Raw genomic sequence first — 18058 nt, 5'->3', positions numbered from 1 at the left:
AGCGCCAAGCGCCCGGCGCCAAGCTTAACAAAAGACGGTGTTTGGCTTTGGCTTTGGCTTGGTGCTCGGCGCTTAGCGCTGTATTAGATCCAAAACCCCAGCAGCATAAACACAGGTATCAGAACTATTACTGGGCAACGCAAAGTGCGCAGTGCCAATAAACCTAAGGCTGCGGCCGCTAATGCGGCGGCTCCGTTAGGGCTGGCGCTTATGCTGCTCACAAACACTGGCTGATATAAAGCCGAGAGCAACAATCCCACCACGGCGGCGTTAATACCGCGCACACTACCTGCCATTAGCGGGCGCGCCGCTAATGCGTGCCAGCTGTTTTGTAAGGCCAATATCAACAAAAATCCCGGTAAAAAAATACCAAAGGTTGCCGCCAGTGCGCCCCATACGGGAGCTGAGGGGTGTAGCTCTGCACCTAAGAAACTGGCCAAACTGAACATGGGGCCGGGCATGGCTTGGGCGGCACCGTAACCGGTAAGAAATACATCCTGCGATAAGGCGCTGGGCTGGGCCGCCTCTCCCAGCAGTATGCCTTCTAGCAAGGGCAGTACTACGTGGCCGCCACCAAACACTAAACTGCCGGCCTGATAAAAATCGGCAAAAATAGCGGCGGTATCGGTCAGACTCAGCAAGGGCATCACGAACAGCAGCCCAAAAAATACCACCATAAACGGCCAGTTAATGCCCAGTGACACTGGCTGCTCGCTGGGCTCAGCCTTGAGTAAGAAGGCGCCAATGACGGCGGCGGCCACTAACACCACACATTGCATACTTAAGCTTGGCACCAACCATAACAATGCGGCACTTAGCACGGCTATGACCAGCGTGCTTTGTTGGCGGCAAAATTGCTTGGCCATGGACAGCACCGCATCGGCCACTACCACCAGCGCGAATAGTTTAAGGCCGGTGACGATGGCCAAGGCTGCTGGCTGATTAGCCCATGCGCTGCCAGCTAACGCCAGGCCTAACATCAATAGAAAAGAGGGCAGGGTGAAGCCGATAAAAGCGGCGATGGCGCCAAACAATCCGGCGCGCTGGTAGCCCAGCGCAAAGCCTAATTGGCTAGAAGCGGGCCCGGGCAAAAATTGGCACAATGCTAACGTTGAGGCGAATCTGTCTTGAGGGATCCAACCCAGCTTTTGCACAAAATGACGTTGAAAATAGCCAATGTGCGCCGCCGGACCACCAAAACTAATCCAGCCTAATTTAAAAAACTGCCAAAACACTTCCAGCATCATGCTTACCTTCTCTTATTTCATCTGGCTCTATCATAACCGCGCTTAAGGCAATGTTAAATTTTGAATGATGAATGTTTGGTTAAAACCAACGGCAAGAGAAATCAGGTGCGGGGCTTGGCGATCATAGTGGGAGGCAGTTTGCTGTTGAGCATGCTGTTAATGCGGTCACCTTGAGCCATTGATAATGTTTAGCATGCAGTTATTAATTAGTGTTTATAATTGATAAGGGCACTTGCTCAACGGTAATTGCGACAATTTGAGTCCGACTAAGTAGGGTAGCGGTCGTTATGCTCTGCAATTGGGTCTACACTGAATTTGTTTACTCACCGATAAGAAGGACGAAATTATGTTTTCACAAACTATGATGAAGAAATTAATGGCAGTCTTGATGGTAGCTGGCTTAGTGGGTGGCTTAACGGCATGCAATACTTTTGCTGGGGCGGGTAAAGATGTGCAGCGCGGCGGTGAGGCAGTTACAGACGCAGCCCGTGATGTGCAAAATAGTTATTAATAAGTTTGTATGCCAGTAGTCCGTTGCTGGCATTTTCGTTGAACGAGCCTCATCTTGATTACAAAAATACCGAGCCCTCAATTGAAGGCTCGGTATTGTCGAAGAGATAATGCTACTAACATTTAGAGCTTGTTTTCTGCAGTTATAGCTTTATTTAACGTTAGCAAAACGTTGCTCTAAGTAAGCAATGATATCATTCGACTCATACATCCAACGGCTGGCACCGTTTTCTTCTATGCGTAAACAAGGCGACTTGACTCGTCCTCCCCCTGCTTGTAATTCATCGCGATAAGGCGAGCCTGGTTGCACATTACGCAAGGTAATGGGCAAATTTAGCTTGTGCATATTTCGGCGCACTTTGATGCAAAATGGGCAGCGGGGCAGCTGATACAGCGCCAATTCGCTACAGGCTGCATCTACTTGGGTTTGAGCCTCGGCTGAGCGGCGCATTTTAGTGGGCCGGGTAATCAAATCGCCCAGTTGCCACAGGCCCCCAATTCCATTTCGTAACAGTTTGACCAGCATAACGGCTCCCTTATGATAAGCGGCAAGGCCACTTATCTGAAAATCAAACAGGGATTGTATCTGCAAATGCTTTGATGAGGAAATGATGAACAGCAGCGGTCAGCGATAAGCTAAAGCAAACACCGAGTTTTCAGGCTCGGCGTTCAGCGCAGCGCGTACCGCCTTATTTAGCTCTTATGCTGGACTAACTCCATAATGCGTTTGGCTCTGGCCATTACGGGTAAGTCCACCATGTTGCCGCTTACTGCCACTACCGCACCTTTTTCACGGACTTCAGCCGCCAGTACATGCTTGGCCCATAGAATTTGCGCACTGGTAGGGGCCAAGGCTTTTTGTGCTGGTGTCACCTGTGCAGGATGAATAAGCAAGAAGCCACTAAAACCCAGTCGCATGCCTTGGCGTGCATAGTCGGTGAGGCCTTTTTCGTCGTGAATAGCGGTGTAAATCGCATCGATGGGGGCACCTAAACCGTGCACCCGTGAGCACATTACCAGTTGGCTGCGCGCATAAAGAAAAGCCGCTTCATCTAAGGGCTCACCGGCCGGTGGCGGGTAGTCCATGCCCAGATCCAGTGCCAAGTCTAATTTACCAAACAGTAAGCGTGCTACATTTTGGGCGCTAGCAATGGCATCCAGACGATCAAAGGCGAGGGCAGATTCAATAAAGGGTAACAGGGGTTTGTCACTAAGGTGTGCCAATTCGTTTAAGGCGGCGGGATCGTCGGCTTTGGGCACTATAATAGCGGCCACGGCGCGGGAGCGGCAGAGGGTAATATCTTGGCTAAACCAAGGGCTACCTGTGCCATTAATGCGGATCAAAACGGAGTCGGCGGGTTGGGTTTCAAGCCAATTGCTAAGTGCGGTGCTGGCGGCGTCTTTTTCTGCTGCCGGTACCGCATCTTCTAAGTCGATGATAATCGCATCGGCCCCACTGGCTAATGCCTTATCAAAACGCTCCGGCCGATTGGCCGGAACGAAAAGCAGTGTTTGTAGCGCATTGATGTCCATAAAAACCCCTGTTTACGCGAGCGACTGAGTCGTAGCTGTATAATGGAGTCTTCTATTTAAACCAGTGCGCTCACACTGTAAACCTTGGGCAGTAAAGAGTGCGATCTAGGTACGTTCACAGACTCTCGTGAGGACCAAAAACTTCATAATGCAGGCGGTCGTCAGCAATCCCCCAGCCTGAGAGCGTTTCTTTGACCATGGCCATAAACGGCAGCGGACCACAGAAATAATAATGGGTATTGGCGTTACTAATGCCGTCTTTCAACTGGTTTAAGTCCATAAACCCTTGGGTGTGATAATGCTCGGCTGGCTGATCGTGTTCACCTGGCGTGCGATACCACACATGGGTCGTTAAGTTGCTGTTCGCTTGGCGTAGCGCCTGAATGTCTGCCTGAAAAGCGTGTTGGGTACCGTCTTCACAAGCGTGTAGCCAATGGATATCGGCGGTGTGCTTATGTTTAATTAATTGGTCGAGCATAGCGCGCATCGGCGTTTGACCCACACCACCCGAGATTAATACCACAGGTGTGTCTGTGCTCACTTCCATAAAGAAGTCACCAGAAGGTGGCAGCACTTGCAGAGTGTCGCCTACTTGTACTTCATCGTGCATAAAGTTGGACGCCACACCATTAGGCTCGCGTTTTACCGCAATACGATAGTTCTGACCATTGGGCGCTTGGCATAATGAATATTGACGATATTCGTTATGCGCCAGCTTAGGGCTGACCAAGTGCAGGTTCAGATACTGGCCGGGCAAGAAATCGAGCACTTCACCGCCATCGGTAGGCACTAACAAAAAGCTGGTGATGAGCGTGCTTTCGGCTTGTTTTTCTGCAACCACAAAGTCGCGATAACCGCGCCAGCCGCCAGTTTTCTGTTCACTTTCTTGATAAATTTGTTCTTCACGACCAATAAATAAACCCGCTAAGGCGCCGTAGGCTTGTGCCCAGGCATCAATCACTTCTGGAGTGGCCGCGTCGGGCGCTAACTCTTTGATGGTTTCTAACAGATGATGGCCAACAATATCGTACTGAGACGGCGTAATAGCAAAGCCGGTGTGCTTTTGAGCGATGCGCTCCACGGCACTGGCGAGTACGGCAGGATTGTCGATATTTTTGGCGTAAGCTAATACCGCATTAAACAGTGCCGCAGGCTGGCGGCCAGATGCTTGGTTGCTGAGATTGAAGACGTCTTTCAGCTCGGGATTGTCACGGAACATACGCTTATAAAAGTGCTCAGTAAGTGCTGTGTTAGCAGCCTCGAGCAAAGGAACGGTACTTTTAACGATTTCTCTGGTGCGACTATCGAGCATAATTAACGCCTCTTAATGTGTATATTAAATGCAACTTAGTGCGCATTTTATAGTGTCATTTGATATGCATCAATAAGAAATTGTCTTTTTTATGCTTCAGGTTTCGTTTGGCCTTTGCCTTGAGCTTGCAAATTTCTGGTTAAAGGCAAGAATGTAGCCCTGTGATGCTGTAGCTGTTGCCTGTATCACCCTCATTTAGAATAAGGATTTATCCATGACACCGGTTTCCCGTTTAAAAGAAGTGCTAGCCCTGATTGATGCGGAGAATCAGCAAGATCCTAATCAAGAAGTAGCGGATGGCCAAGTGTGGCCGAAAGAGTATTTATACGGGCTACGCATGAGTGAGCAACAGGCTGAGTTTGTACCCGACGCCAGCGAACTGCTGCAAATCGCTTGTCGTGCCCAGCACATTAAACGCTGGAGCATAGCGCGCGCGAGTTACCCCATGGACCGCGCCGGTTATCGACGCTGGCGCACGGATTTAGGCGCCTTTCACGGAGACTTAACCGCGGAGTTAATGGCTAAAGTGGGGTATAGCGACGCCGACCAAGCAGCAATTAAAGACTTATTACTGAAAAAACAGCTAAAACGTGACCCTGAAGTACAGGCGTTAGAAGATGTGATTTGCTTGGTATTTATGCGTTATTATTTGGCCGATTTTGCCACTCGCCATAGTGAAGAAAAGTTGATCGATATTATTCAAAAAACTTGGGGCAAGATGTCGGATGAGGGCCAAGCGGCGGCCTTGAAACTGAGCTTAAGCCCAGAGGTAAGCGCTTTGGTAGGCAAGGCGTTGAACGGATAGCGCCAAGCGCCGAGCACCAAGCTAAACAAAGGGCGGTGTTTACAGCAACGCCGATATTCACATGGTGCGCAAATGTAGTCGCGTGCTTTAGCCGCGAAAACCTGCACCGCAGGTTCTGATGCAGCAAAACTATTGCTTTGCGATGTCTGCCTACCCATGGCGGTGTTTATGTTTATACCGTCATCCTGATCAAAATCAGGATCTCGGTTTAGGGATTAAAGACTAAAGACCATTTGCCACGGAACTCACGGACCAGTGAAGGAAAAATAATGATCAAATCTGAAAAAGCCAAAGCCGAGATAGGACTATTAATGGTAAGAGCTAATCCCCTGGGCATCAAAGAGCAGGCTCTTACCATATAAAGCTTTATCACTTGTCGCACGTGACCTCTTCCGTGAGTTCAGATCTTTTTCTGTGGCAAATAATTTTTAGTCTTTAGTTTGGCGCTGTACTCCCTTCGCCTATGAGACGAAAAAATATCGGCTCAAAGCGGCGGCGAGTACGCCGGCGGTAATGGCGGGGAGTTGTTTTTTTAACACCAGCATAGTGAGCGCCGTGGTCAGCAAGGCGGCGCGGGCACCTATATCCCCGTTAACGGCCATGGGCGTTAAAATGGCGATCAATACCGAGCCGGACATAGCGGTAATAAACTGGTGCACGCGCTGATTAAAGGGGATGAAAGACATCACGAACACGCCGCCCAGACGGGTGGCCAAGGTGACCAGAGCCATCACTATGATAATGAGCAAGGTGCCATTGCCGGCAGTGGCTAAGTTCATCTTTTATCTTGCTCCTGCTCTTGTTTATTATTCGCAGGCTCATTTTTTTCCGGAACCTTCTTTTCCATCCAAAAAGCACCTAATAAGCCACCGGATAATGCCCCCACCACCACATGGCTGTTAGTAGGTAACCACCAATAAGCCAGCATGGCTGAGCTACCTGCCACGAACCAGATGATCAAGGTGCGGCTGTCTTTGCGCCCGCCCAATGCCATGGCCAGCAAGAAACAGCCCAGCACCATATCCAGCCCTATGCTGAACGGGTCTTCAATGGCACTACCAAAATATAAGCCAACCCCAGTGCCCAGCATCCAGCATGACCAAATTGCTAAGCCTCCACCAAATAAAATGCCCAACGCCCGCTCACCGCGATAAAAGCCTTGCATGGCCATGGCCCAGTTAGCATCGGAGGCAAACAGCATAAGGCCGTAGCGCTTCACCGGCGGTAGATAGCGCAGCCAAGGATAGAGCGTAGCGCCCATCAATAGGTGTCGCGCATTAATGGCGAAAGTGGTGATCATCAAGGGGACTAATGGCACTTGCGTGCCCCACATATCGAGGGCGGCAAACTGTGAGGTACCGGCAAATACCAAGGCGCTCATTAGCGCGATGGCACCGTCACTTAAGCCTTCTTGAGACGCGGCCAGCCCAAAGGCAAGGCCAAAGGCACCCACAAAAAAAGATAAGGGTAACAATTGTTTAAAGCCAAGCCAGGTGTCAGCTGCCTCGAACTTGGCCTGCGCGGCATAGGTGTCCATGGGGCGTTTGGGCTCATACATATAAGGGCCGTTAAGAATACCATTATGGCCCACAAGGGGCGAGCCTAGTCGCGTGCGCTACCGCGCACAATGTTGAATTTTGAATGGTTAATGTTGAATTAAAATCAGCGCTGAGCCCACCAAAAATTATCGAGACCTGCATCTCGCATTTATTATGTTGTGAGAATTGGCCGGTCGGCATTCTGCGGTTGGTGTTGGCTGCGCAGCACTATATTCCCATGTAGGAGCCAGAGCACGAGATAAAAAAGCACCGCTACAAGAGCGGTGCTTTTAAGAGTATTAACTTAGCGTAGCTATTAATAGAAGCGGTAAGTAAAGCCCAGCGATAAACCATTAACAGAGATATCATTTTTGTCGTAGTAGTTCATGTATTCTATATTCAGGTCGGTATTAGAGGTTAAGCGAATATCAGCACCCACACCGAAAGATATATCCGTACCAGAGCCTTTAATAGACTGACCAAGCGATGATTCTTCTAGTTCCGCCCGAGTAGCGCCGACTATGGCATAAGGATAAAAAGCATCTGCGATGGGAATGGTACCGCGTACATAAGCACCGTAAAAGTAGTTCAGCTCTACTTTATTACCGTTTACTTTATCATCATCAAGGCCGGTGCCGACGCGAATTTCACCAGAGAAGTTTTCGGTGAATTCTGTACCTAATCGAGCATACAGTGCCACTAAGTCAGCTTCAGCTCCATTCCAGCTATTTTCAACGTTCATCGCTGAAATATTACCGCCCACATAGTGCTCAGCCATGGCTTGGCTACCAAAGCTCAGGGCCGCTACTGCAAGTGAAACTGTCGTTAATTTTTTAAACGCTAACTTTTTAAACATAGTGCCTACTTTTTATTGTTGGAATTAAATACTCAAGGGTATTTTTTAGGTTTGGGTTCTAATTTTACGACTAGATACTAACCGAATTTAGCTAATTATCAAGTGGTTAGATTTTTTGTTCAGCATGAACTTCGACTTGTTATCAAGGTTTTATAATTTATAGCAAGCAATAAAAAGCCCGCATTAGCGGGCTTTAGTAACAGATAAAAATTAATGCTTATTTAGTCACGCGCTTATATTTAATACGCTTAGGCTGAATTGACTCGGCGCCGTAGGTTTTCTTCTTCCACTCTTCGTATTCACTAAAGTTACCTTCGAAGAATTCCACCTTACCTTCATCTTTATAATCCAAGATGTGAGTGGCAATACGGTCTAAGAACCAACGGTCGTGGGAGATAACCATGGCGCAGCCTGGGAATTCTAGAATGGCATTTTCCAGTGCGCGCAGGGTTTCGATGTCCAAGTCGTTGGTCGGCTCATCCAGTAACAGCACGTTGCCGCCAGATTGCAGCAGTTTGGCCATGTGTAAACGACCACGCTCACCACCTGATAATTCACCAACCCGCTTTTGCTGATCGATGCCTTTAAAGTTAAAACGACCCAAGTAGGCGCGGCTGTTAACTTCAAGGGTGCCGATGCGCAAGATATCTTGGCCGTCGGCCACTTCTTCCCATACGGTTTTCTTGTCGTCCATGTCATCACGGAACTGATCAACAGACGCCAGTTGCACCGTTTCACCTAAGGAGATGCTGCCTGAATCTGGCTGCTCTGCGCCAGTCAGCATGCGGAACAGCGTGGATTTACCGGCGCCGTTAGGGCCGATAATGCCAACGATAGCGCCTTTAGGAATGCTAAAGGACAAGTCGTCAATCAAGACGCGATCACCATAAGACTTAGTCAGATTGGTCACGTCGATCACTTGATCGCCCAAGCGCGGTCCTGGCGGAATAAACAGCTCGTTGGTTTCGTTACGCTTTTGGAAGTCTTGGTTTTGCAATTCTTCAAAACGCGCCATACGAGACTTAGACTTAGCCTGACGGCCCTTAGCGCCTTGACGCACCCACTCCAGTTCTTTTTGAATGGACTTTTGACGGGCCGCTTCCGAGGATTGCTCTTGAGACAGACGCTCGTCTTTTTGCTCCAACCAAGAAGAGTAGTTACCTTCCCACGGAATACCTTCGCCGCGGTCTAGCTCCAAGATCCAACCGGCCACGTTATCGAGGAAGTAACGGTCGTGGGTAATGGCCACAACTGTGCCTTCGTAATCGTGTAAGAAGCGCTCTAACCAACCTACGGATTCGGCATCCAAGTGGTTAGTGGGTTCGTCGAGCAGCAGCATGTCGGGCTTTTCCAGCAACAGCTGACACATGGCTACCCGGCGGCGCTCACCACCAGACAATTTATCTATGGTGGCTTCCCAGGGCGGCAAACGCAGCGCATCGGCGGCGCGTTCTAACTGGTGATCCAGATTATGGCCGTCGTGGGCTTGAATAATGGCTTCCAGCTCGCCTTGGCGTTTGGCCAATTTATCAAAGTCTGCATCGGGATCGGCATAGGCGGTATACACCTCATCCAGCTCTTTTAGGGCACCGGCGACTTCTGATACCGCCTCTTCAATGGCTTCGCGTACGGTTTGCTCGGGCTTAAGCTTAGGCTCTTGCGGCAAATAGCCGATTCTAATACCAGGTTGTGGGCGTGCTTCGCCTTCAATCTCGGTATCGAGGCCGGCCATAATACGCAGCAAGGTCGACTTACCGGAGCCGTTTAAGCCCAACACGCCGATTTTGGCGCCAGGGAAAAACGACAAAGAGATATTCTTCAGAATATGACGCTTGGGCGGAACCACTTTGCCCACGCGGTTCATACTATAAACAAATTGAGCCATATCTATATTGTCCTGATAATTCAGAAGGTTAACAAACTGATAGTGTGGCTGTGGGTTACTCAAAACTGAGTAAACAGTTAAGCAAAGCTTTGCCTACAATCAGTAAAAATGTGCAGGCGTATATGGTACTTGCCTGAGCGCGGAAAGCCAGCGTTGAGCTTAACGGCAATGTTGAATTGTGAATGCTTAATGAAGACCAATTACTCAGTCACCATTACGCAGCGGCGCCGATGCTCATATATTACACGAATGTAGTCGCGTGCTTTAGCCGCGAAATCCTGCAGAGCAAGATCTGACGTACAGGTCTTACCCTTAGCTCCAATTGGATTTTTAGGTGTGGTAGCTCTGTTGTAGGTAAAGTATTCGGCACTGTTTGTTAGTTAAAGGGGGTATTCGCCCTTAATTAGACATTAAAAATTAACTATTCAACATTGTGGATAGCAACCGACTGGCTGCTATTCATCTTCCATCAATATTTGGGTGGCGGTGATCTCGTGTTCTTGCAAGAAAGCCAACAGTTTGAGCATGCTGTCCACGGTCACGTCTTTGTCGGAGGCCAAAATCAAGTCGGTTTCTTTTAACGCCGCCACTTGAGCGGTTAAGGCCGGCTTAAATTGCTGCCAATCTTCGTATTCTTGACCTTGAATGGCCCACGCAGGCGTGCCCGCCAACATATTAATGGTGATGGACTTAGTGTCAGATATCGCGCTCAAGGCCTCGCTGTCGGTTTTGGGCAAGTCCACCTCTAATGATTGCAGGGGGATGTTGGCGGTGAGCAGCAAAAATACCAATACGATAAAGATAATATCCAGTAAAGGTGTGATGTCTGGCGTGAGCGTGCGCCAACTTGAATTGGCAGATTCAGGGCGGCCAATCATGAATTGGCTCCTAACTGCACCCCTTCCAGCTGCAAGTTGCACTGATTTAGCTCGTCGGTCAGTTTGTCGAGCAGGCGATCTGCCCACAAACCAAACAGCTGGGCACCGGCAATGGCGGGCAGGGCGATTAACAAGCCCGCCGCCGTGGTGCTCATGGCTAAACCAAGGCCATCGGCCAGCAGCGCTGGTGTGACCGGATCGCTACTTAAGCCGATGCTTTTAAACATCTCCATTAAGCCCAACACCGTGCCTAACAAACCCAGTAAGGGGCTGATCACGCCCACTAAGGTTAATACCCGCAAGCCCGAATGCAGCTTGCGTCTTTGTTGCTGTAACCACACACCGGCTAAGTCTTCACGAGTCGCTTTGCAGGCGCTTTGATGTGCAACCAATAAGCTGCAGCCCCGTAAAATCAGTGATGTTGACTGCGCATCTTTAACGGTAGCGAAACTGGCGCCACTTTGATGCAGTTTTCGTTTGGCTTGCTCGCCACTCACGCTGACCCATAACAGCGCCACACTTCTTTCTAGCCAGAGGGTCAAGGTAATTACTGAGCATAAAATTAATGGCCAGCTCATTAGGCCTAGTTGTTGATGTATTTGAGTTAGCAATGACATGATTTAATCCAATTTAAAACGAACGGGAATATGAACTCGGTGGGCGATGCCGCGGCCGTTTTCTACATAGGCCGAAAAGCGCCATTTAACGATAGCTTTTAAGGCGGCGCTATCGAGGGCACTCACGCCAGATGACTTGGCGAGCAGACGTTTAATCTGCTTACCTTGTTCATCCAGCCAGACTTCTATTAGCACTGTGCCTTCTTGACCGCGACGTTTAGCTTGTATCGGGTAAGCAATGGCTGCCGGCTTATGGGTAAAGCTGGGTGTGTCAATGCGCTTAGGTGTGCTGTCTTTCGCTTGAGTCGGTTGCGGCTTTGGCTCAACCTTGGCGACAGGCTCGGGCGCTAGTTGCGATACCGGTTTTGGCGCGGGTGCAACAGGCTGAGGTGCAGGTGCAGCGGGCTTAGGTGTAGGGGCCACAGGCTTAGGCTCCGGCTTAGGTACAGGTTTGGGCGCGGGTTTAGGCAAGGGTTTTGGCTTAGGTACGGGCTTAGGCTCTGGCTTGGGGGCCGGCTTAGGCTCTGGTTTAGGCTCTGGCGTAGGTTCGACCACAGGCTCCGCCTTAGGGGGAGCCTTAGTCACGGTCGGCAACATTTGCACACTAATAGGCCCAGCATTCGCCGGCGCCACCGCTAGGGTGATGGGCTCCGGCTCCATGGCCTGAGCGATTAAGCCGTGCAATAGCAAAGATGCTAAGGCAAACACGGCATAGCGTTTTAAGCTCAAAGTTAACCTCAAAATAGCAAGCGGATTGATTCGGATCTGCGCCATAGAATACGGATTTTAACGGTAATGTCTATTGTGAATGATAATGAATTGCATTTAATGCCACGCTAAACCTTAGTGTTAGTCAAGGTAGATGCGGATGGCATGTTTAGCGTCAGCGAGATACCTGAAATCTTCTTGATGATGGTCGAGGGCGAAAAAAGCCCGTTACTGTTAACTGTAACGGGCTTTTTGTTTTTGTATTTGCAAGCATCCAGACTCTGTGACACAACTTGTAGTCACTCTATTACCAAGCTTAAGTCACCTTTTAGTAAACCCAATCCATGCTTTGACTCGACATCTGTAGCAGGGCGGCACAAGATACTAAAATAAGACTTAAGCTATTCATAAGCTTAAAATACTCTGTTATTTTTACCCTCCAGTAGCAAGCGTACCGCAAGGGCTGGATTAACGTTAACACAAGGATAAATACGCTATGGCTGTAATTTCTGTTGGCGATATTATGACCCGTGACTTGCTGACGCTCGATCAAAGCGCGACGCTAAAAGATGCCCATGACATGATGCGTGAAAAAAGCATTCGTCATATTCCTGTGGTCGATCCCTTGACCGGTAAGCTGATGGGGGTGCTCACCCAAAAGCGCATGATTGCCACCATTATGAGCTTATTATCTGACTACGGCGTGAGTGCGCTGGAGCGTCGTGAGCGCCAGTGTCGTGTAGTGGAAATTATTGATGCAGACTTTGAGTCGGTGGATGAGCATGCACCCTTGATTGAAGTGGTATCGTTTTTTCTGAAAAATAAACACGGCTGCCTCACTATCGTCGACGATAAACAATGCTTGATTGGCATCGTTACTTCGTCTGACTTTGTGCGCCTGTGCGCCGAGCTGCTGAAAAAAGATAATTAACCGTTTGGCTAGCCGTACGTTTAAGCCGTAAGCGCTCAGCTAAAGCAAAACATCTAAGTACCAGACTCTGATGTTCATCAGGATGACGGCACAAGATAAAAATCCCGCTGAGACGGGACTACCAGCTAAAGCGGTAGACTACAAAACCACTAAACGCTTACCGTTGTTTTTAAGGATTTCTATGCGCCTCCCTTTTCATTTTGCCCATGTGTCAGCGGGTTTTATTGCGGTACTAGTGGGCTATACCAGCTCGGCGGCCATTATCTTTCAAGCCGCCGCTGCTGTGGGGGCCAGTCCCGCCGAAATGAACTCCTGGATGTGGGCATTAGGTCTTGGCATGGGTGCTACTTGCATTGGTTTTTCGCTGCGTTATCGCCAACCCATACTTACGGCTTGGTCGACACCGGGTGCAGCCTTGTTAGTCACCGCACTGGCAGGTATGTCCATGAGTCAGGCCATAGGGGTGTTTTTATTTAGCTCTGGCCTGATTTTATTGTGCGGTGTAACCGGTTGGTTTGACCGCATCATGCAACTAGTGCCTGCCAGCTTGGCGGCAGCCATGCTGGGTGGGGTGCTGTTAACCTTTGGTTTGGATTTATTTGCCTCGGCGCAGACCCAACCTTGGCTAGTGGGCGTGATGCTAATAACGTATTTGGCACTGCGCCGACGTCTGCCGCGCTATGTGATCCCGCTTAGCCTCTTAGCCGGATTAGCTGTGGCAGCGGGGTTGGATTTATTGCAGTTTGAGCAGTTTAGTTGGCAACTGGCATGGCCGGTATTAATGACACCGAGCTTCTCGCTCGCCAGTTTAATTGGTATTGGTATTCCGTTATTTGTGGTGACCATGGCCTCGCAAAACGTGCCCGGTATTGCGGTGTTACGGGCCCACGGTTATCAAGTGAAGGCTTCGCCTTTGATCAGCTGGACCGGTATAACCGGCATCTTGCTGGCCCCCTTTGGCGGCTTTGCCTTTAATCTGGCGGCCATCAGTGCTGCGGTATGCATGGGTAAAGAAGTGGATACCGATCCCGCACAGCGTTATAAGGCGGCGGTGTGGGCTGGGGTCTTTTATCTGCTGCTGGGGTTGTTTGGCGCCACAGTAGTGGGCCTGTTTGCCGCCTTGCCCACCGAGCTGGTGATGGCGATTGCCGGCTTGGCCTTACTGGGAACTATTGGCAATAGCTTAAGCGTGGCCTTAAGCCAAGAGTCGGAGCGCGACGCCGCCTTGCTGACCTTTATGATCACCGCCTCCGGCGTGGCCTTGTTTGGTATCGGCAGCGCCTTTTGGGGCTTAGTAGTCGGCGGCATAGTGCATGGGTTGAATGTGAGGCGCAGTGCCCAGCGTTAAGCGCCGACCACCCAGCTAAACAAAAGATCTACCCAAAAAATAACCCCCAAACCTGACGGTTTGGGGGTTATTTAGCTAGGCGCTTGGTGCTGGGCGCCTGGCGCTATGTGTTAGCCATTATCGTGACGACGGGGTGGCTTGGCACTGCGCGGAGCCTTGCTGGTGTTGCCAGCGTTACCCCGTCCTGCGCCTTGGCCGCGACCGCCGCCGGCGTTACCACGACCTTGACCGCCGCGACCGGCACTAGCACCACCGCGACCGCGATTAGGGGCAGGTTTTTCAATGGGTGGCTGCTCGCTGTCTGGCAGTGGCTCATAGCCTTCCATGATTTCCAGCTCGGCTGTTTGTTTGATTAGCTTTTCAATGGCTTTTAACAGTGGCTTTTCTTCAAATGAAATCAAAGACATGGCTTCGCCTTTCACACCGGCACGGCCAGTACGGCCGATGCGGTGCACGTAATCTTCGGCAACGTGGGGCAGCTCAAAGTTAACCACGTGCGGCAATTCGCTGATATCAATGCCGCGTGCAGCAATATCGGTAGCCACTAATACCCGCAGTTTGCCTTCTTTAAACTGGCTCAATGCGCGAGTACGGGCACCTTGGCTCTTATCACCATGAATGGCCATGGCCGGCAAACCGTCTTTATCCAGCTGCATGGCTAAGCGGTTAGCACCGTGCTTGGTACGGGTAAAGACCAGTACTTGGCGCCAGTTATGGTGGCCAATTAGGTAGCTAAGCAGGGCGCGCTTTTTATTCTTGTCTACGCCATAAAAACGCTGGGCGATGGTATCGGCGGTGGCGTTACGGGTAGCCACTTCAATGTGCTCAGGGTTAGTGAGCAACGTCTCGGCCAGCTTTTTGATTTCGTTAGAAAAAGTAGCAGAGAACAATAAGTTCTGACGCTTAGCCGGCATTTTGGCGATAATGCGCTGTATATCGCGAATAAAGCCCATGTCTAACATGCGGTCTGCTTCATCTAATACCAGCATTTCAATGCGTGATAAGTCGATAGAGCGCTGCGATACGTGATCCAGCAAACGGCCTGGAGTGGCGACAACGATATCAATCTTGCCGCCCAGCGCTTTCATTTGTGGATTAATGCTGACGCCACCAAACATAGCCAACGTTCTTAAATCTGAATGCTTGGCATAGGCACGAATATTTTCTTCTACCTGTGCGGCCAACTCACGGGTTGGAGTCAGGACCAAGGCGCGCACTGGAGCACGGCCATTGGCCAGTGGCTTGGCTTTAGTTTCGCTTAAACGCTGCAGCATCGGCAGACCAAAACCTGCGGTTTTACCGGTGCCGGTTTGTGCACCCGCAAGCAAATCGCCCCCAGCAAGCACTAATGGAATGGCTTGGGTTTGGATAGGGGTTGGTTCTGTATAACCACATTCATTGATCGCTTGTACAAGCTGGGCGTTTAAGCCAAGGGAAGCAAAAGACATGAGACTCCGAACAAATAAGGTCCTGGCGGACGGCTGAGAGGCATTGCCGGTAGGCAAACTGGCGTTATGATAACAGAAAAGCGCAAAGGGCAATAAATTAAAGCGCTGAGCACCAAGCCGCCGAGCGCCAAGCTGAAACTACGCTCTCTGGGCCGTTATAGGTGCTAAGCCCTAGCTCCTAAATATAAGAGCCTAAATCTAAAAGCCTAAATATAAAAAACGGTGTTGCTCTTTTAGCTGGGCGCTGGGTGCTCGGCGCTTGGCGCTTGTTTCAACGGCTTATCACTAAAGATCATATGCACACCTAAGCTAGCCAGCTGGTTGGCGCGACTTTGTTTATTGACCGTATAGCAGCTCACCCGATAGCCAGCGTCGATAATGGCTTGGGCGTGAGCTGGAGTTAATGCATTGTGCTGGCAGTGCAGCGCCTCGCAGTCTAATTGCTGCAATTGCGCCAACCAATCAAAGGGGATCCGCTCTACCAATAAGGCGCGTGGTACCTCAGGAATCAGTTGTTGCATCTGACTAAGAGCGGCGGGCTCAAAGCTGGAAAGCAGCAGCTGATCGGCGGTGAACTTACCTTGGTTAAATAATGCCTCTAACACCGAGCTCACTTGCTGGCATAACTCGCGTACGCAGTCTTTGGGATACAGCTTTAGCTCAATGTTTACCTTAATGTTGAGCTCGCAGGCGCGGCTTAAGTAATCACTCAATAAGCACATGCGCTCATGGGCAAAATCATCGTTAAACCAGCGGCCCGCATCTAATGTTTTAAGCTGGGGCCAGGTATGTTGGCGCAACATGCCTTGACCATCTGTACAACGACCTAAGCGTTGATCATGAAACAGTACCACTTGTTGATCTTGGCTGAGCTGTACGTCAATTTCGACCCAAGTTAATTGATGTTGGTGGGCGGCCATGAGCCCGGCGAGGGTGTTCTCTGGTGCCACACTGGCTAGGCCGCGATGGCCGCAGATAATCATGTTTTTTCCTTAAATATAACTTGCGGCCTAATGGCCACCTTAATGACCACCCGTATTAGAATACAATTGAATAACCAAGACACCGGCGATAATTAAGCTGATGCCGATCAGTGCCGGCGTATCCGGTAGTTGGCGATAAAAAAAGGCTGCCAGTAGCGTGACTAATACGATCCCCGCGCCAGACCAAATTGCATAAGCTAACCCGACCGGCACGGTGCGCATTACCAGTGTCAGTAGCCAAAAAGCCAAGCCATAGCCAACCACCACTATGATACTGGGCCCTAAACGGGTAAAGCTCATGGAGGCTTTTAAGGCCGTGGTAGCCAGCACTTCTGCCACTATGGCGATGGCTAATAAGCCGTAAGCATGCATGAGTATTCCTCTGAAAATAAAACCTGTAATCGGCAAACGAAAGTGTTCGGTAACGCCTTACCCTTTTACTTATTCACCCTTTATTTATTCATAAAGGGGCAATCAGGCTCGCCTAGGCTAAAGGCTGGTAGCGGCTCGCCCTCAAGGCGCGCGGGCGGCAGGGCAGCCACCTTGAGTGTCCACATTATTGGCGGATTGTACGAACGGGTGTTGGGTGCCGCGGGCTCAGTTTCATCTGCGGTGACTGGATATATCAGCGCGATTTTAAGCTTAGGGTTACGTTGTTGCAGGCGTGCTACTGTGCCTAAGCCCTCGGCAATATGAAAGCGGCCAACGGTGAGCATCACGGCGTGGGTGGGCTGTTGCGCTAAATAGTCAGCAATGCTTTCGGCCATGGTGTCGTCCCAGCTGGTTTGGGCGGCAAATTGTTGCTCGTTCGGTGCTTGACCATGATGGCGGTTGGCCATAAAACGCGCCTTGTAATCATCCTCGATTAAGGTCAGTCGCTTGGCTATCCAGCCCCGTTGCTCCGTGGGCAATGCCTTTAAATACTCAGGCCCAAATTTGCCGATGCAGCGCACTATGGCTTTTGGGGCATTGGCGGCGATGACTGGCGTTTGGGCGTTTTTTGCCAACATAAGCAGGGCGCGATAATCGCTCTTATAACTGGGCCAGGCTTGAGCTTGCTTAGTAAAAGCATCTTCCCCTAATTCTCCGGCTAAATAACTGTCCACTTCTGTTTGATGATCCCGACTAAATTGCTCCATGGCCAAGGCCCAAGGGCGCGGTTGTTTGAGCAAATTAGCAAATAAGTCTGCTTGAAAACGATGAATACCTTGATGACCATGTAACTCGCCCACCATGATCACATCAAAGTCGGCTAATTGCGCTGCGGCTTGGACCGGCGTTAGCGGCCGCTTGTTGGCCTTAGATAGTTGATAATCATAGAGCGTGGTGAGATCTGCAGCCGACACAGAGGTTGGTGGTGGCTCTAGGTTTTGCGGGTGCACTTGGCAGCCTATGATGAATAGGCTGAGCAGGGCTGGGCAAAACCTGCATAATAATAGGCGCATAATACCTCGGTTAA

At 50.2% G+C, this 18058-nt stretch carries 19 protein-coding genes; 4 read left to right on the top strand and 15 right to left on the bottom strand.

Features of this window, described 5'->3' with window-relative positions:
* Nucleotides 1-83: 83 nt before the first annotated feature.
* Entirely contained in the window at nt 84-1244 is a 1161-nt protein-coding gene (chrA, locus tag CBP31_RS04160; RefSeq protein WP_087035007.1) for a chromate efflux transporter, read from the bottom strand.
* Nucleotides 1245-1593: 349 nt separating this feature from the next.
* On the opposite strand from chrA, the gene CBP31_RS04155 reads away from it, so the two are divergent.
* The gene (locus CBP31_RS04155) at nt 1594-1758 is read left to right on the top strand and encodes an entericidin A/B family lipoprotein (protein ID WP_227875132.1); all 165 of its coding nucleotides are present in this window, start codon (nt 1594-1596) and stop codon (nt 1756-1758) included.
* A gap of 150 nt (nt 1759-1908) precedes the next feature.
* On the opposite strand, the gene CBP31_RS04150 is transcribed toward CBP31_RS04155, so the two are convergent.
* The 3 genes from CBP31_RS04150 to hmpA all read right to left on the bottom strand — a co-directional run bounded on the left by CBP31_RS04150 (nt 1909) and on the right by hmpA (nt 4602).
* Nucleotides 1909-2283, bottom strand: coding sequence for a glutathione S-transferase N-terminal domain-containing protein (locus CBP31_RS04150; RefSeq protein ID WP_087035006.1), 375 nt, complete (start codon nt 2281-2283; stop codon nt 1909-1911).
* Nucleotides 2284-2450: 167 nt separating this feature from the next.
* Nucleotides 2451-3290, bottom strand: coding sequence for an HpcH/HpaI aldolase/citrate lyase family protein (locus CBP31_RS04145; protein ID WP_087035005.1), 840 nt, complete (start codon nt 3288-3290; stop codon nt 2451-2453).
* Between the two features lie 115 nt (nt 3291-3405).
* Nucleotides 3406-4602, bottom strand: coding sequence for an NO-inducible flavohemoprotein (hmpA, locus tag CBP31_RS04140; protein WP_087035004.1), 1197 nt, complete (start codon nt 4600-4602; stop codon nt 3406-3408).
* Nucleotides 4603-4816: 214 nt separating this feature from the next.
* Here hmpA and CBP31_RS04135 point away from each other — a divergent pair, with 214 nt between their 5' ends.
* The gene (locus tag CBP31_RS04135) at nt 4817-5407 is read left to right on the top strand and encodes a DUF4202 domain-containing protein (RefSeq protein WP_087035003.1); all 591 of its coding nucleotides are present in this window, start codon (nt 4817-4819) and stop codon (nt 5405-5407) included.
* Between the two features lie 461 nt (nt 5408-5868).
* On the opposite strand, the gene CBP31_RS04130 is transcribed toward CBP31_RS04135, so the two are convergent.
* The 7 genes from CBP31_RS04130 to CBP31_RS04100 form a co-directional block, all read right to left on the bottom strand.
* Complete coding sequence (locus CBP31_RS04130; protein ID WP_087035002.1) at nt 5869-6186, bottom strand: AzlD family protein; 318 nt, start codon at nt 6184-6186, stop codon at nt 5869-5871.
* On the bottom strand, nt 6183-6998 hold the full coding sequence (locus CBP31_RS04125) for an AzlC family ABC transporter permease (RefSeq protein WP_227875130.1): 816 nt from the start codon (nt 6996-6998) through the stop codon (nt 6183-6185). Before CBP31_RS04125 ends, CBP31_RS04130 begins: the two co-directional genes overlap by 4 nt.
* A gap of 263 nt (nt 6999-7261) precedes the next feature.
* Nucleotides 7262-7801, bottom strand: coding sequence for a porin family protein (locus CBP31_RS04120; protein WP_087035001.1), 540 nt, complete (start codon nt 7799-7801; stop codon nt 7262-7264).
* 217 nt (nt 7802-8018) lie between these two features.
* On the bottom strand, nt 8019-9686 hold the full coding sequence (ettA, locus tag CBP31_RS04115; protein ID WP_087035000.1) for an energy-dependent translational throttle protein EttA: 1668 nt from the start codon (nt 9684-9686) through the stop codon (nt 8019-8021).
* 455 nt (nt 9687-10141) lie between these two features.
* Nucleotides 10142-10564 (bottom strand): ExbD/TolR family protein, encoded by a 423-nt coding sequence (locus CBP31_RS04110; RefSeq protein ID WP_087034999.1) that lies wholly within the window; start codon nt 10562-10564, stop codon nt 10142-10144.
* Nucleotides 10561-11181, bottom strand: coding sequence for a MotA/TolQ/ExbB proton channel family protein (locus CBP31_RS04105; RefSeq protein ID WP_087034998.1), 621 nt, complete (start codon nt 11179-11181; stop codon nt 10561-10563). Before CBP31_RS04105 ends, CBP31_RS04110 begins: the two co-directional genes overlap by 4 nt.
* 3 nt (nt 11182-11184) lie before the next feature.
* Complete coding sequence (locus CBP31_RS04100; protein ID WP_087034997.1) at nt 11185-11910, bottom strand: energy transducer TonB; 726 nt, start codon at nt 11908-11910, stop codon at nt 11185-11187.
* 475 nt (nt 11911-12385) lie between these two features.
* On the opposite strand from CBP31_RS04100, the gene CBP31_RS04095 reads away from it, so the two are divergent.
* Together CBP31_RS04095 and CBP31_RS04090 are read left to right on the top strand one after the other, a co-directional pair.
* Entirely contained in the window at nt 12386-12820 is a 435-nt protein-coding gene (locus CBP31_RS04095; protein ID WP_087034996.1) for a CBS domain-containing protein, read from the top strand.
* A 181-nt stretch (nt 12821-13001) separates the two neighbouring features.
* Nucleotides 13002-14168, top strand: coding sequence for a benzoate/H(+) symporter BenE family transporter (locus tag CBP31_RS04090; protein WP_087034995.1), 1167 nt, complete (start codon nt 13002-13004; stop codon nt 14166-14168).
* A gap of 110 nt (nt 14169-14278) precedes the next feature.
* Here the strand turns inward: CBP31_RS04090 and CBP31_RS04085 are convergent, their stop codons facing one another.
* The 4 genes from CBP31_RS04085 to CBP31_RS04070 all read right to left on the bottom strand — a co-directional run bounded on the left by CBP31_RS04085 (nt 14279) and on the right by CBP31_RS04070 (nt 18044).
* The gene (locus CBP31_RS04085) at nt 14279-15616 is read right to left on the bottom strand and encodes a DEAD/DEAH box helicase (RefSeq protein WP_087034994.1); all 1338 of its coding nucleotides are present in this window, start codon (nt 15614-15616) and stop codon (nt 14279-14281) included.
* Nucleotides 15617-15849: 233 nt separating this feature from the next.
* Nucleotides 15850-16599 carry a glycerophosphoryl diester phosphodiesterase gene (locus CBP31_RS04080; RefSeq protein ID WP_087034993.1) on the bottom strand — a complete coding sequence of 250 codons (750 nt, stop codon included), beginning with the start codon at nt 16597-16599 and terminating at the stop codon, nt 15850-15852.
* A gap of 39 nt (nt 16600-16638) precedes the next feature.
* The gene (locus CBP31_RS04075; protein ID WP_087034992.1) at nt 16639-16971 is read right to left on the bottom strand and encodes a DMT family transporter; all 333 of its coding nucleotides are present in this window, start codon (nt 16969-16971) and stop codon (nt 16639-16641) included.
* Between the two features lie 80 nt (nt 16972-17051).
* Nucleotides 17052-18044: a ChaN family lipoprotein gene (locus CBP31_RS04070; RefSeq protein WP_087038605.1), complete on the bottom strand. Its 993-nt coding sequence runs from the start codon at nt 18042-18044 to the stop codon at nt 17052-17054.
* Nucleotides 18045-18058: the final 14 nt, after the last annotated feature.

This window comes from Oceanisphaera profunda, from assembly GCF_002157895.1.
Taxonomy (GTDB): Bacteria; Pseudomonadota; Gammaproteobacteria; order Enterobacterales; family Aeromonadaceae; genus Oceanimonas; species Oceanimonas profunda.
The sequence above is the reverse complement of the archived record's forward strand: the minus strand, read 5'-3'. Positions and strand labels throughout refer to the sequence as shown.